The 12,982-nt window shown below is 44.1% G+C and carries 16 protein-coding genes and 8 tRNA genes; 11 read left to right on the forward strand and 13 right to left on the reverse strand.

Annotated elements, in window-relative coordinates; genetic code table 11:
• Nucleotides 1-31: 31 nt before the first annotated feature.
• From T488_RS0105505 to T488_RS0105530, 6 genes are all read right to left on the reverse strand, one after another.
• Nucleotides 32-126 (reverse strand) — tRNA-Ser (locus T488_RS0105505).
• 2 nt (nucleotides 127-128) lie between these two features.
• Nucleotides 129-205 (reverse strand) — tRNA-Glu (locus tag T488_RS0105510).
• A gap of 36 nt (nucleotides 206-241) precedes the next feature.
• Nucleotides 242-333, reverse strand: a tRNA-Tyr gene (locus T488_RS0105515).
• A 3-nt stretch (nucleotides 334-336) separates the two neighbouring features.
• A tRNA-His gene (locus T488_RS0105520) sits at nucleotides 337-410 on the reverse strand.
• A gap of 64 nt (nucleotides 411-474) precedes the next feature.
• Nucleotides 475-551, reverse strand: a tRNA-Glu gene (locus T488_RS0105525).
• A 12-nt stretch (nucleotides 552-563) separates the two neighbouring features.
• A complete protein-coding gene (locus T488_RS0105530) occupies nucleotides 564-788 on the reverse strand; it encodes a helix-turn-helix domain-containing protein (RefSeq protein ID WP_028519935.1) in 225 nt (74 codons plus the stop codon).
• A gap of 580 nt (nucleotides 789-1,368) precedes the next feature.
• Here T488_RS0105530 and T488_RS0105540 point away from each other — a divergent pair.
• From T488_RS0105540 to T488_RS0105555, 4 genes are all read left to right on the forward strand, one after another.
• Nucleotides 1,369-1,881 carry an AAA family ATPase gene (locus T488_RS0105540; protein ID WP_028519936.1) on the forward strand — a complete coding sequence of 171 codons (513 nt, stop codon included), beginning with the start codon at nucleotides 1,369-1,371 and terminating at the stop codon, nucleotides 1,879-1,881.
• A complete protein-coding gene (locus T488_RS0105545; RefSeq protein ID WP_028519937.1) occupies nucleotides 1,878-2,516 on the forward strand; it encodes a hypothetical protein in 639 nt (212 codons plus the stop codon). The genes T488_RS0105540 and T488_RS0105545 overlap by 4 nt, the downstream gene beginning before the upstream one ends.
• Nucleotides 2,513-2,974, forward strand: coding sequence for a hypothetical protein (locus T488_RS0105550; protein WP_028519938.1), 462 nt, complete (start codon nucleotides 2,513-2,515; stop codon nucleotides 2,972-2,974). Before T488_RS0105545 ends, T488_RS0105550 begins: the two co-directional genes overlap by 4 nt.
• 114 nt (nucleotides 2,975-3,088) lie before the next feature.
• Nucleotides 3,089-3,958 (forward strand): AraC family transcriptional regulator, encoded by an 870-nt coding sequence (locus tag T488_RS0105555; RefSeq protein WP_028519939.1) that lies wholly within the window; start codon nucleotides 3,089-3,091, stop codon nucleotides 3,956-3,958.
• Between the two features lie 50 nt (nucleotides 3,959-4,008).
• On the opposite strand, the gene T488_RS0105560 is transcribed toward T488_RS0105555, so the two are convergent.
• The 5 genes from T488_RS0105560 to T488_RS0105580 all read right to left on the reverse strand — a co-directional run bounded on the left by T488_RS0105560 (nucleotide 4,009) and on the right by T488_RS0105580 (nucleotide 7,294).
• The gene (locus tag T488_RS0105560; RefSeq protein WP_028519940.1) at nucleotides 4,009-4,482 is read right to left on the reverse strand and encodes a GNAT family N-acetyltransferase; all 474 of its coding nucleotides are present in this window, start codon (nucleotides 4,480-4,482) and stop codon (nucleotides 4,009-4,011) included.
• 182 nt (nucleotides 4,483-4,664) lie between these two features.
• Nucleotides 4,665-5,114, reverse strand: coding sequence for a GNAT family N-acetyltransferase (locus T488_RS0105565; protein ID WP_028519941.1), 450 nt, complete (start codon nucleotides 5,112-5,114; stop codon nucleotides 4,665-4,667).
• Nucleotides 5,115-5,407: 293 nt separating this feature from the next.
• The gene (locus tag T488_RS0105570; RefSeq protein WP_028519942.1) at nucleotides 5,408-5,905 is read right to left on the reverse strand and encodes a methylated-DNA--[protein]-cysteine S-methyltransferase; all 498 of its coding nucleotides are present in this window, start codon (nucleotides 5,903-5,905) and stop codon (nucleotides 5,408-5,410) included.
• Nucleotides 5,906-5,920: 15 nt separating this feature from the next.
• On the reverse strand, nucleotides 5,921-6,376 hold the full coding sequence (locus T488_RS17070) for a GNAT family N-acetyltransferase (protein WP_028519943.1): 456 nt from the start codon (nucleotides 6,374-6,376) through the stop codon (nucleotides 5,921-5,923).
• Between the two features lie 27 nt (nucleotides 6,377-6,403).
• A complete protein-coding gene (locus tag T488_RS0105580; protein ID WP_028519944.1) occupies nucleotides 6,404-7,294 on the reverse strand; it encodes a Fic family protein in 891 nt (296 codons plus the stop codon).
• Between the two features lie 446 nt (nucleotides 7,295-7,740).
• Between T488_RS0105580 and T488_RS0105585 the strand changes: the two genes are divergently transcribed.
• From T488_RS0105585 to T488_RS0105605, 5 genes are all read left to right on the forward strand, one after another.
• A complete protein-coding gene (locus T488_RS0105585; protein ID WP_028519945.1) occupies nucleotides 7,741-7,971 on the forward strand; it encodes a helix-turn-helix domain-containing protein in 231 nt (76 codons plus the stop codon).
• 33 nt (nucleotides 7,972-8,004) lie between these two features.
• Nucleotides 8,005-8,078: transfer RNA gene (locus T488_RS0105590), tRNA-Gln, on the forward strand.
• Between the two features lie 101 nt (nucleotides 8,079-8,179).
• A tRNA-Cys gene (locus T488_RS0105595) sits at nucleotides 8,180-8,253 on the forward strand.
• Between the two features lie 117 nt (nucleotides 8,254-8,370).
• Nucleotides 8,371-8,445 (forward strand) — tRNA-Gln (locus T488_RS0105600).
• A gap of 27 nt (nucleotides 8,446-8,472) precedes the next feature.
• Nucleotides 8,473-9,519 carry an RNA ligase family protein gene (locus tag T488_RS0105605; RefSeq protein ID WP_037297204.1) on the forward strand — a complete coding sequence of 349 codons (1,047 nt, stop codon included), beginning with the start codon at nucleotides 8,473-8,475 and terminating at the stop codon, nucleotides 9,517-9,519.
• Between the two features lie 144 nt (nucleotides 9,520-9,663).
• Here T488_RS0105605 and T488_RS0105610 read toward each other — a convergent pair whose 3' ends face one another.
• Together T488_RS0105610 and T488_RS17075 are read right to left on the reverse strand one after the other, a co-directional pair.
• Entirely contained in the window at nucleotides 9,664-10,956 is a 1,293-nt protein-coding gene (locus tag T488_RS0105610) for a type II toxin-antitoxin system HipA family toxin (protein ID WP_028519947.1), read from the reverse strand.
• The gene (locus tag T488_RS17075) at nucleotides 10,953-11,291 is read right to left on the reverse strand and encodes a helix-turn-helix domain-containing protein (RefSeq protein ID WP_051536336.1); all 339 of its coding nucleotides are present in this window, start codon (nucleotides 11,289-11,291) and stop codon (nucleotides 10,953-10,955) included. Before T488_RS17075 ends, T488_RS0105610 begins: the two co-directional genes overlap by 4 nt.
• 552 nt (nucleotides 11,292-11,843) lie before the next feature.
• On the opposite strand from T488_RS17075, the gene T488_RS0105620 reads away from it, so the two are divergent.
• Together T488_RS0105620 and T488_RS0105625 are read left to right on the forward strand one after the other, a co-directional pair.
• Nucleotides 11,844-12,356: an AAA family ATPase gene (locus T488_RS0105620; protein WP_028519948.1), complete on the forward strand. Its 513-nt coding sequence runs from the start codon at nucleotides 11,844-11,846 to the stop codon at nucleotides 12,354-12,356.
• A complete protein-coding gene (locus tag T488_RS0105625) occupies nucleotides 12,353-12,982 on the forward strand; it encodes a hypothetical protein (protein WP_028519949.1) in 630 nt (209 codons plus the stop codon). Before T488_RS0105620 ends, T488_RS0105625 begins: the two co-directional genes overlap by 4 nt.

Here is a 12,982-nt window from a genome sequence, read left to right on the forward strand (position 1 = left end):
TTGAAAAATGATTCAAGATGAGCTTTCTCTTTGGCGGTCGTACTGAGACTTGAACTCAGACATCGGAATATTCCGATTACTCACAGTTTAGCAAACTGCTGCCTTACCAATTAGGCTTATGCGACCATTGGTGGCGGATGCGGGATTCGAACCCGACATTTAGAGATTGAGAGCCTCTCGTCCTGACCTGTTAAACGAATCCGCCATATATCTCCGCTCAGAAAAAGGGCGGAGGTTTTATTGGTGGGCAAGGCAGGAATCGAACCTGCGATGTTTACCGCAAGGGTGGCAGATTTACAGTCTGCTGCGTTCGCCAGCTACGCATACTTGCCCATGTGGGGTAATCGAAGAGAATCGAACTCTTATTCTCAGAGCCACAATCTGATGTCCTTCCATTAGACGACGACCACCATAAATAATTATAATATCTTCCGTAAGCGAAAGCATGGATTGCTTACATACAAAGTGAGATTGTGGTGACGGATAGGGGGATCGAACCCGCTATTTAGAGATTGAAAGCCTCTTGTCCTGACCGATTAGACGAATCCGCCATATTTCGTCACTCAGATACGGGTGACGATTATTATTTTATCTATCGGTACATCAAACATATCCGCAAGTATTATCAGGTTGTCGATAGTGGGAACAGCGTCCCCACGCATCCACTTGAAGATAGCCTGTGGTGTATTGAAACCGCATCTTGCCTGCACATCGGATATTTTGAAGCCCTTAGATTTTATGATATTCTTTATATTATTGCCTGTTGCCTTTACGTCGATCACCGGCATCGCGAGCAACTCCTTTCTCTGTATTATGATAAACAAAAACACCGCCTGCTTACATACAGACGGTGTTTATCATTTGTATGGATCACAACACAAAGAAAGTGCTCTCCGAAATGACTATCCACTACGTTTATCTGTATGCAGCACAAATAGAGCCTCTTCACTCTCGTGATAGAAACTTTCTTCATAGTGTTCGCTATACAGATATATCATAGTAAACTGTCTCATTTCGGGTAACTCCTTTCGTAATAATTCTTTTTACAGAGATTGCTTCCAACCATTTCTGTTCTGACTTTACATGTATTATATCATAGCTTTTCTGAAAAATCAAGTAAACCACAGGTATATTATAAAAATAGCAATGTACATTTTCTGCACATTACTATGAGTTGTTGTATTATTTGCAGCAACTGAAAATGAACCGTTGCAAAAAACGCAACAGTTCCTGTTGAAACGAGTTGTCGCATATTTTGCGATAACTGACAACAGCTCCCATTCACACGGACAGGAGCTGTTTTTTATTGAAAAACTCCCCCAAATATGATATAATTATGGAAACTATCGGAAAGGAGCCGCGGCTACTATGATAATACTGATAACAGGTGCTTCGCATACAGGGAAAACGCTTCTCGCGCAGAAACTGCTTGAAAAATACAAGTACCCCTACCTGTCTATCGACCACTTGAAAATGGGACTGATAAGAAGCGGTCAGACCGAGTTGACTCCTTATGACGACGACAAGCTGACGGCGTACCTCTGGAACATTCTGAAAGAGATGATAAAGACTGCCATTGAGAACGAGCAGGATTTCATAATCGAGGGCTGTTATATTCCCTTTGACTGGAAGAATAGCTTTGACGCCGACTATCTGTCGCAGATAAAATACATCTGCCTTGTTATGAGTGAAAGCTACATAACCAGCCATTTCAGCGACATTGTCAGCTTCGGGAACGCTATCGAGAAAAGGCTCTCCAATGACATCAGTATTGAGGATATAATACAGGACAATCAGGAATATCTCCGCGGCTGTATCAGTTACGGACTTGACTATTTTCTGATAGATGATGAATACGACTTGGAAAGGTGCTGTATATGATCAACCCATGGGAAGAAATAAGTCTTGACGACTACGAAAAGCACATGAGCCTTGATTCTGTGCGGCAGCTTCAGGCACTCGATTACATAATGAAGGAGCAATTCGCCGCCTACCCTGTGGAGACTGCCCCAGTTCTTGGAGTTGCAGGCGGAAACGGACTTGAACACATTGACACCGACAAGTACCACAAGGTCTACGGTGTGGACATCAATGCGGACTACCTCCGCACGGTATCTCAGCGATATACTCAGCTTTTGGGAGTTATGGAGTGCCTGCGCATCGACCTTATAAACGAAGCAGAGAAGCTCCCGCAGGCACAGCTTCTGATAGCGAATCTGCTTATTGAGTACATCGGCTACGGAGCGTTCCAGCGAGCCGTTTTGCAGACCGCTCCCCGGTACGTTTCCTGCGTGATACAGATAAACACCGACGTGGAGCAGTGGGTGTTGGAGTCGCCGTACCTGCGAGCTTTCGACAGGCTTGACGAGGTTCATCACCAAATGGAGGAAAAGGCTCTCACGGCTACTATGAACAAGATAGGCTACTCGCTGATATTGCAGGAGTCATATCCATTGCCTAATGGCAAGGCACTGGTGAGATTGGATTTTGCGAGAAATGAGGAGATTCTGATATGAATAACAAATCTTTAAAGTTCTTATTAATTATTTTATCATTGACCATTATTTTTAAATGTATTACCCTATTTGGAAAAGATGATAATCACGATGAATGGCACAATTTTGACGGTACTCCTATTGTATGTAGGTATAATGGGTGTGGCAAGAAACCACTTTACTCTAACTGGGAAGATCGTTTTTGTGCCGAACACATTGATAGAAGCGCTAATCATAAAAATCAATACAACAGTTCAACAGCAAAGAAAAAAATAAACACTAAAAAGGCATTAACAAAAGAAGAAGCTGATAAGTTGCGAGGGACAGGATATCATGGAACTCGCCCCAATTCAACAGCCGAAAGTATTGAAATAGATGCTGCAATGGTAAAATGTAAAAAATGTGGTATGCACTCAGATAACGGTTCTAATAGTTTATGTGATGAATGCCAATATAACAAGGATTACGGCTTTGATTAATACAGATTTAAAGAGAAATAAATAAGTATTGACCTGACACCAAAAGCCACAAAATATCAGGACAGCAAACTCTCACGATGTTATAATGGAATCACACTAAAGGAGGGAAAACCAATGAACTTAGCCACAGGTATTCAGAAAGCCATCGACTACATCGAAGCGCACATCACCGACGAACTTGATATGGCGGAGGTCGCAAAACAGGCGGCTTGCTCGCCCTACTATTTCCAGAAGATATTCGGTATACTGTGCGGTATCACCGTAGGCGAATACATCCGCAGCAGGCGGCTCACACTTGCCGGCAGTGAGCTTATGAAAACGGACGCAAAGGTCATCGACACGGCGCTGAAATACGGCTATGAGTCGCCTGAGAGCTTCACAAGAGCGTTCACTCGCTTCCACGGCGTAACGCCTACTGAGGCAAAGCGCGAGGGCGGCAGGCTCCGTTCATTTTCCCGTTTCAAGGTGCAGATCATTTTGAAAGGCGGTAATTCCATGAATTATAACATCGTTAAAAAGGACGCATTCACAGTGCTTGAAAAGGTGGAGCAGCACACCGTTGTGGGCGAGCAGAACAAGAACACTATCCCCGAATTCTGGGGCAGAGCCAAGTCCGACGGCACTATCACTACCCTGCTTGAACACGCATCGGACAGCACTTTTATCTACGGTACCTGCTACGGCAACGGTCTCACAGACGCCGAGACCTTCGACTACGGTATCGCCGTGGAATGTGCTCCCGATACAGTCGCTCCCGAGGGCTTCCGTGTGAACACTATCCCTGCAAGAACGTGGGTAGTTGCTGAGTGTACAGGTCCCATGCCCGAGGCTATACAGCAGCTCTGGCACGAGCTTTGTGCGGAGTTCTTTCCCACATCGGACTACACTCCCACCTACGAAATGGACATCGAAGCTTACCCCGACGGAGATATGCTGTCTCCCGACTACAAAAGCCAGATATGGATTCCTGTTGTGAGTGAGTAAAACAAGTTTTGCCCCTGAACGTTTCAATTAACGCTCAGGGGCATTGTGTTTTATTCTGCTGTTAATATCTGCTTTTCCAGAACGAACCGAGCAAGCTCAACATTACCGTCTGTTTCGGTGGATACTATACGGAATCCGCATTTTTCGGTATAGAACTTAACATTTTCTTTCTTGTCCACAGGTGTTACTAAAGTTATCTTCTCCCAATCCTCATAAAGAGTCTTTACGAACCTAACCGCCTGTGTACCTATTCCTTTTCCCTGATACTCAGGAACAATGCACAGGCAAGTGATCTCATACACTCTCATTTCCTGCATTTTACAGGAAACGCACCCAACAGGTTTATTATCGCATAGTATGATATATTTCGGATTATCTCTTATTGAAGCTTCCATCATTTCTATCGTTTTACCATAACCGGGACAAGCACCAAATCTCCTGTAATCGCTGTAAAATGAAGCATTGTAGATATTTATCAGCATTTCTGCATCTGCTGTTTCAGCTTTTCTGTATTCTATCGTCACAGTTTGTCAGCTCCTTGATCTCCGATTTGTATTAGTAAATTATAGCATCACTGCCGCATCAATAAAACACCGCTGTGCGGAGTTCTTCCCCTGAACGTTTCAATTAACGCTCAGGGGCATTGTGTTTGTTTATGCTGCGGAGATAAATCAGTATTTATGTGAGAACCTGAATTAAATGAAGTTCACTTTCTCGTCTTCCTGTAAAAAACAAAACCGTCCTCTTCTTTTATGATCTGATACCCTAATTTTTCGTAAAAAGCGTTTGTCCGTACATTCCAGCTTGGAGTGTCAAGATCAAACTTCGCGGCAAATGGATAGTTCTTTTCTATGCACTCCATTAAACGAATTCCATAACCTTTTCTATGATAGACGCTGTCGATGAAAATTCTGCCAATGTACACACTGTTTTTTGTTTCATCCGGGAATATGACGGCTGCTCCCACAATATCTTTTCCTATCATTGCTTGATACAAATGCCCCTCTTGAGCCATCTGTTTATGCCATTCTACCGAATCATATCCGGGCGGACAGTCACCTTTTGCACCGCCGACATTTACGTCTGTTTCAAATGCTCTGACAGATATGTCTACAATTGTTTTTATCTGGTTTTCTTCTGCTGTAACAATATACATTCTACTTCCTCAATCGTCTTACAAATCTCGATTTATATTAGTAAACATTATACCATAGCATCACTGCCGTGTCAATAAAAGCTCTATAATACACAGGTTTTATATGAACAACGAAAAATTGCTTGCTATCCACGCCGATCTATGCTATAATTGTAGAAAAATACCGACAGGGAGGTCTCACCATGCTTGATTTCATAACCATAAACGAACACAGCAGTATCCGCGTTGACGAGGAGAAAATAATATAAATATCGTGAACAGTAAGAAGGCAGCCATTGCGGCTGCCTTTTTCATTATATTTCGTACTTCTCAAGTTTCAGAAGGGCTGTCTTTTTATCCAAACCGCCTGCATAGCCTGTCAGACTGCCGTCTGCTCCGACAACTCTGTGACAGGGAATTATTATCGAGATAGGGTTATGTCCCACAGCACTGCCGACTGCCTGAGCTGACATACGCTCAACTCCTTGCTGCTCTGCGATGATATTTGCTATCTCGCCATAGGTCATTGTCTGTCCGTAAGGTATCGTAAGAAGTATGTCGTATACTGCCTTTCGGAACGGCGTTGTGTGCAGACTTATAGGCGGAGTGAAGCCCGGCTCTTTTCCGCCAAAATAAATATCGAGCCAGTTGCAGGTCTGCGTAAATATCGGCAGCTCTGCTTCGGTGCTTTCCGATATGAGCTTATGGGGAAAGTATTTCTGCCCGTCGAACCATAAGCCTGTCAGTGTTTCACTGTCACTGGAGAGGGTGATACCACCGAGGGGAGAGGTATAGTGAAATGTGTTATTCATTATATCTTACTTCTATCATATGTTTTTTAGTGTGTATCTCGGACCTTCTCCGCCAATTGTTCCGTTAGGGACAAATCCGCACTTATCAAGCACTCGTTTTGAAGAAATATTATCTTCATTTGTTTCGGCTTCCAGAGCCGTAACACTTGGCTGTTTAAATGCCCATTCAGATACTGCTTTCACGGCTTCGGTTGCATAGCCATATCCCTGATACTCATCGTTGATACCATATCCTATCTCAGCGACACCATCAGGCGAAAGACCTTTGAAGCACAATTCACCGATATGCGTTCCGTTTTTCAACTCAATCATCCATATCGCATACCAATCCCACTGTTCGGAATGTTCAATGCAACCGTTCAGCATTTCGGTGTATGCAGCTTTAAGGACATCAACTGTTTGTGCTTCTATAAATGCTTCCATCTGCTCTTTTGAGGCAGGGTATATTTTCAAGCGTTCTGTTTCGACCATAGTAGTCTCCTTATGACTGTTATTATATCATACCTGATATCTGATCTGAAAATAATCAAGATAAGCCTTGAAACGGTCCTGTGCAGTCAGCACTGTATCCGTCAGCCAGCCGCGTTCCTGTTCCCAGTTTTTGAGTCCGCGATAGTAGAACATCTTCAGATCGTCGGATATGATAAATGGAACTATATCGTGACGCAGGCACTCCTTCAGCATAATAAGCCTGCCTACTCTGCCGTTGCCGTCCTGGAACGGATGTATGGACTCAAACTGATAGTGGAAGTCAATTATATCTTCAAGCGCGATTTTTTTCAGGTCATTGTACTGTGATACGAGCTTTTTCATTTGTGCAGGCACTTCGTCGGGAGCAGCAGTAATTTCGCCGCCGACTTCATTAGCGAACTTCTTATACTTGCCAACTGCAAACCAATCCTTTCTGCTGTCGGCAGTACCTGTTTTCAGCATCTTGTGAAACTCCTTGATAAACGCCTCTGTTAAAGGCTTTTCTGCGTTCTCAATAACATAGTCTATACAGCGGAAGTGGTTGACCGTCTCGACGATATCGTCAACGTTGACAGCTTCATTTTCAAAGCCTAAAGTGTTAGTCTCGAAGATATAGCGCGTCTGGTCGTGGGTCAGCTTGCTTCCCTCAATATGATTGGAATTATAGGTCAGCTCGATCTGTAACTTGTGATAGATACCACCGTGCTGATTACTGCTTTTCTGCTCTCTGAGAACTTCAAGCAGTGTCTCTGGACGTTTCAGTTTACGGCGTCCCGGTCTGACAGCATCGGCAGGGATTTTCCATGTTTTGCCGATAAGGACAGCGCCTTCGATGCGTCTTTCCGCACAGTAATTACGGACTGTTCTTTCGGATATCCCCCATAATTCAGCCATTTCGGCTACACTTCTGTATTCCACGGTATCACCTCCATAGTTCTATTATATCATATTATCGGCAAGAAATCAATGATAATGCATAGAAATTCTTGCCGATAAAAACTATACCACAGGTTTACTTGACATTTCCGTAATGCCGTGATATAATGATGTCAACACAAGGGAAAAGCTCCCGGAATTCTTACTAACGAAAGGGTGAAAACAATGAAAGCTATCATGAACAACGCTATGTCTGCATACATTTGTGCTTTTGATTTCCAGCAGTCAAGCTATTTCTTCCAGCAGGAGGATAATGGCTCAGTTTTGCTGCGCACAGGACAGAAAAGAGCTTGTTCGGTCATCCTAAAAAGGTGAGCAGAGATAGTGTTGCATTGTAAACCATCTTCTGATAGAACATAGCCGTCTGTGTGCAGTATCAACTCACACAGGCGGTTTTTATTATTCTATTCAGAAAGGTGGTTATTTTTATGCCCATAGCAGCTCCGACTATCGATATGATAGCAACAGGCGCAAACATCAGAGCTTTGATAAAAGGCAAAGGACTCAAGGTGGCTGATGTACAAACAGTATTCGGCTTCAACACGCCGCAAGCCATATTCAAGTGGATGAGAGGAGACGCTATGCCCTCTATCGACAACATAGTCATACTGGCACATATACTTGATGTGCCTATTGACGAGATAATTATAACTAATTAAACACTCCCGCCCTTGTCGGGCGGGGTGAGATAATTCCGCTTCGTCTAATGGTAGGACATCTGCTTCTGACGCAGAAGATGTAAGTTCGATTCTTTCAGCGGGAACCAACGCAGAGCGAGTCCGTGCAGTTTCGCGGTTCAGTTTTTCTGATTCGCAAATTATTTCCGCATATTAAGCCGTATCTTATTTGCAACATATACACAACGATGACTGTGTAGCCAAGTGGAAAGGCAATGGACTGCAACTCCATGAGCGCAGGTTCAAATCCTGTCACAGTCTCCAGCACAGTGCCTGTGCTCCCTTCCACGATGGCGCTCGTTTTACTCGCTCACTTTTTATGAGCCTGTCAGTCTGCTTTCGCTTATGGCACTGTCATGTTTTACAGATAGTTTTCACACATTCCGTTTCGTCTAACAGGCAGGACATCGGTCTTTGACTCCGATAATGGAAGTTCGAACCTTCCAACGGGAACCACAAAAAACTATGAAAGGAATGATTATTATGAGCAGAAAATTATCAAGTATACAAAGAATATGGAAGATAGAACCTATCGAAGGCGCTGACAGGATAGAGCTGGCTTATGTTCTCGGCTGGCAGTGCGTAGTAAATAAGGGACAGTTCAAACCAATGGACTTAGCCGTATATTTTGAGATAGACAGCTTTCTTCCAATACGCCCCGAATATGAATTCATGAGAGCGTCCAGCTACAAAAACACCGACATTATGGGCGAGGGATTTCGTCTGAAAACTCAAAAATTCCGAGGACAGGTATCGCAGGGACTTTTGCTGCCTATAAGTATATTCCCCGAAATACCGACTGACATTGAACTTGCGGCAGATGTTACCGAAATACTCGGGGTCCGCAAGTGGGAGATAGAGGAACGCGCAACCTCCGGCGGTACTGTCATAGGAAACCTGCCGAGAAGTATTCCTCATACCGATGAGACAAGGGTGCAGGCTGCACCTGAGCTCATAAAGGAGTTCACAGGGCTTGAATACTACATCAGCACTAAAATGGACGGCAGTTCCCACTCTATCAGTATAGATGAAGACGGCTTCCACGTTACAGGTCATAACTACGAGTACAAGGATGACGGCAACAGCGATTTCTACAAGCTTGTCAACGATCGCGGCTACAAGGAAAAACTCGAAGCCTTTATGGGAAAAGAAGGACTTACTTCTATCACCGTACAAGGAGAGCTTTGCGCTCCGGGTATACAGCAGAACCGTCTGAAGCTCAAAAGACCTGAGTGGTATGTTTTCACTGTAATGGAGAACGGCAAGCGTGTAGGACTTGAAAGAATGCTTGAAATATGCAGGGAACTGGAGTTCACGACTGTTCCGATAGAAGAGGTCGGTACAGACCTGCCTGCTAAATACCCAACCGTTGAAGCTCTGCTTGAACGAGCAGACGGAAACTATCCTAACGGCGGTAAAAAAGAAGGCATCGTCATACGTCCAACTGAGCCTGTATTCAGCAGCAATATCGGCGCTGAACTGAGCATGAAGGTGGTAAGCAACAGGTATCTGCTGAAAAATGATGACTGAAATCCAATTCAACCATTTATTGGTATTCTAAAAATTTCAATAATATTTCATGACTCTCTTGATTATCGCCAACTAAATTTGATAAAACAACAGTAGCTCTGTACGGGATCTGACCGATTATACAGAGCTGCTGCATTTTTTACCTTATTTCACGTTTGAGAGCTCAATCCCTCTCTGTATCTCCACTGCTCGTTCCTCGCTGATACCACACTTTTCGGCGTAGTTAAGCCAGTCAGACACAACGGATTCAGTCTCTGATATAGTCTTATGGCAGAACTCTGCGGTCAGTCCCATAGTCTTTCCGCTGGCGATAAGATCATCTGATGTTATACCCGATGTTTTACCGTTTACGGACATCTGATGCTTTGAGATCCATCTGTTATCTGGATTATACGCAAATGTCAGATCATATGCAGGAGAGAGTTTCCACTCTCCTTTACGGTTCATCAGGAATGAGAAATTCTTTACATGATCGTCGCAGTTACCTCCAATAACAGCAAATGCCATTCGCCTGAAAATCTGCTCTATGCCGCTTTTTCCTATACCAAGTCTCTTTGCATAATCGGTATATAATTCATAACTGCAAACATTCGGAGTGTTATAGTCGAAATGTCCGAGTGCAGCAAGAGTCTGCATATGTACTTTATCACCGTTTACACGGTCAAATCGCTTCGTCATGAAATGATGAAGTCCGTCTTTTTCATAAATGCGGCACTCGTTCATCTCAATACCGAGGTCAACAGCCATAAGATAGTAAGCGTACTCTATAAGCGAATACTGCTTTTTATCAGCTAAGTTGTGGTCACCATTACCTGATACTCCGTCAAATTTAATGAGCCAGTAATCAAAGCCTTTTCCTGCGTCCACTTGTCCTGACTTGACTTCGCCAGTCTTTTCATTCCATGCAACGATAGCTTTTGCTCTTGCGCCGCCTGCTGAAGAGCCTATCTCCAACAGCTGCATTATGCTTGCTTCCTTATCGGAAAGCACTGCGCTCTCTTTGTCTGACAACACCTCAGATGCAAGCTTTGTCATTTCGGTCACATCGATCTCGCTGTTTATAAACTCAGGACTTGTAGCAGGAACATATTCAAGAGCCCCCATACCGCGTTTACCCGTGTAGCACAGCCTTTCTATCGCTGTAAATGTCTCGGGTGAACGTCCCTGACCTGCAAGCCACTTATCTATAACAGCGTTACCGAATTTATCGGGCAGAGAGTCAGCAAACAGTCCCGGGATACCGTGAAATGCTTCAACACGGCTAAGTTCAGGGAATGTATATATCCTGTCAGATAAAGGCATCTTGAACGGCGAAAGCTCTATTCCGCTCCTGAGAAATTTTTTGTCGTATTCAAAGCTTGCCGCTGCGTCATCGTCGCCCTGATGAATATATCCTATACGAGTACCCCAGAGGTACACTTCTGCTGTATTTATCATTCTTCATCGCCCCATTTCCAATCATTATCGTTTTTCTTGCGTTTTCTTGCTCTCTGTTTCGGAGCGTTGTTATCTACATAATGAGAGGGACGCTCCTGCGGATCAGGTATCAGCAGATCAAGTTTTTCTTCAAGGTCGAGTGCTTTGAGAAGCTTTATAAGATTGAGCAGACCTATATCACTGCCGTTCTCAAAACGTGCTATTGTGCCGACTGAAACCATTGACTTCTCAGCAAGCTCTGTTCTTGTCATCGAAGCGGCTATGCGGTACTGCTTGAATCTCGACGAAAGCTCCTTAGCAATAGCCTTATCATGTAAATCCCTGTTTATCTTCATCACGGACGCTCCTTTCATCAACTTTTGCTGGTTTTATTATACCACAGCAAATAATAAAATGCAATATATTATTTTTTAAAATCGTAATTCGCACATAAAATACAATATATTGTATTTTATCGTTCTTTCAACTATCGCATATTTTGCGACAGTTCATTTCGATAAAACAACAGCAGCTCCGTTCGGGATTTGCCCGCTTATTCAGAGCTGCTTTGGTCATTTTTTCGGTAGAGACGCGCCGATCCAACCACTTATTTACCACTTATTGGCATTGAAAATCGCTTAAAATCACTTGAAGATGCTAAAAGTGAAGCTTCAAAAATCGCCGAAATACAGCCATTTTCGCATTTTACCAAAAGCTGCTGAAAGGCTCGGGATTTTTTCAATTCCCGTACGGGTCACCATTCAACGTTCTCGGAAACAGCGTAATATCGCCGTTTTGCGATAACTGAAAACAGCTCCCATCTACACGGACAGGAGCTGTTTTTTATTGAAAAACGCCCCCCAATATGATATAATTATGGAAACTATCGGAAAGGAGCCGCGGCTACTATGATAATACTGATAACAGGCGCTTCGCATACAGGGAAAACGCTTCTCGCGCAGAAACTGCTTGAAAAATACAAGTACCCTTACCTGTCTATCGACCACCTGAAAATGGGACTTATAAGAAGCGGTCAGACCGAGCTCACGCCCTATGACGACGACAAGCTGACAGCATACCTCTGGAATATCCTGAAAGAGATGATAAAGACTGCCATTGAAAACGAACAGGATCTCATAATCGAGGGCTGTTATATTCCCTTTGACTGGAAGAACAGCTTTGACGCCGACTATCTGTCGCAGATAAAATACATCTGCCTTGTTATGAGTGAAAGCTACATAACCAGCCATTTCAGTGACATTGTCAGCTTCGGGAACGCTATCGAGAAAAGGCTCTCCAATGACATCAGTATTGAGTATATAATACAGGACAATCAGGAATATCTCCGCGGCTGTCTCAGTTACGGACTTGACTATTTTCTGATAAATGATGAATACGATTTGGAAAGGTGCTGTATATGAGCAACCCATGGGAAGAAATAAGTCTTGATGACTACGAAAAGCACATGAGCCTTGATTCTGTGCGGCAACTTCAGGCGCTTGATTCCATAATGCAAGAGCAGTTCGCCGCCTATCCTGTGGAGACCGCCGCAGTTCTGGGAGTTGCAGGCGGAAACGGACTTGAACACATCGGCACTGACAAGTTCCGCAAAGTCTACGGTGTGGACATCAATGCGGACTACCTCAGTGCAGTATCTCAGCGATATACTCAGCTTTCGGGAGTTCTGGAGTGCCTGCACATCGACCTTATAAACGAGGCAGAGAAGCTCCCGCAGGCACAGCTACTGATAGCGAATCTGCTTATCGAGTACATCGGCTATGGAGCGTTTCAGCGAGCCGTTTTGCAGACCGCTCCCGAGTACGTTTCCTGCGTGATACAGATAAACACGGACGAGGAGCAGTGGGTGTCGGAGTCGCCGTACCTGCGAGCTTTCGACAGGCTTGACGAGGTTCATCACCAAATGGAAGAAAAGGCACTCACGGCTGCTATGGAGGAGATAGGATACTCGGTGATATTGCAGGAGTCATTTTCGCTGCCGAATGGCAAGGCGCTGATGAGGTTGGATTTTGAGAGAAATGAGGTGTAA

Source organism: Ruminococcus flavefaciens ND2009, from assembly GCF_000621785.1.
GTDB classification, from domain to species: Bacteria; Bacillota; Clostridia; order Oscillospirales; family Ruminococcaceae; genus Ruminococcus; species Ruminococcus flavefaciens_C.

Bases quoted from the DNA above. Each gene is read 5' to 3' on its own strand.
- T488_RS0105605 (WP_037297204.1), top strand. From the start codon at position 8,473: ATGAGCAGAAAATTATCAAGTATACAAAGAATATGGAAGATAGAACCT.
- T488_RS0105570 (WP_028519942.1), bottom strand. From the start codon at position 5,905: ATGAATAACACATTTCACTATACCTCTCCCCTCGGTGGTATCACCCTC.
- T488_RS0105550 (WP_028519938.1), top strand. From the start codon at position 2,513: ATGAATAACAAATCTTTAAAGTTCTTATTAATTATTTTATCATTGACC.
- T488_RS0105555 (WP_028519939.1), top strand. From the start codon at position 3,089: ATGAACTTAGCCACAGGTATTCAGAAAGCCATCGACTACATCGAAGCG.
- T488_RS0105610 (WP_028519947.1), bottom strand. From the start codon at position 10,956: ATGATAAATACAGCAGAAGTGTACCTCTGGGGTACTCGTATAGGATAT.
- T488_RS17070 (WP_028519943.1), bottom strand. From the start codon at position 6,376: ATGGTCGAAACAGAACGCTTGAAAATATACCCTGCCTCAAAAGAGCAG.
- T488_RS0105540 (WP_028519936.1), top strand. From the start codon at position 1,369: ATGATAATACTGATAACAGGTGCTTCGCATACAGGGAAAACGCTTCTC.
- T488_RS0105565 (WP_028519941.1), bottom strand. From the start codon at position 5,114: ATGTATATTGTTACAGCAGAAGAAAACCAGATAAAAACAATTGTAGAC.
- T488_RS0105625 (WP_028519949.1), top strand. From the start codon at position 12,353: ATGAGCAACCCATGGGAAGAAATAAGTCTTGATGACTACGAAAAGCAC.
- T488_RS0105620 (WP_028519948.1), top strand. From the start codon at position 11,844: ATGATAATACTGATAACAGGCGCTTCGCATACAGGGAAAACGCTTCTC.
- T488_RS0105585 (WP_028519945.1), top strand. From the start codon at position 7,741: ATGCCCATAGCAGCTCCGACTATCGATATGATAGCAACAGGCGCAAAC.
- T488_RS17075 (WP_051536336.1), bottom strand. From the start codon at position 11,291: ATGAAGATAAACAGGGATTTACATGATAAGGCTATTGCTAAGGAGCTT.
- T488_RS0105530 (WP_028519935.1), bottom strand. From the start codon at position 788: ATGCCGGTGATCGACGTAAAGGCAACAGGCAATAATATAAAGAATATC.
- T488_RS0105545 (WP_028519937.1), top strand. From the start codon at position 1,878: ATGATCAACCCATGGGAAGAAATAAGTCTTGACGACTACGAAAAGCAC.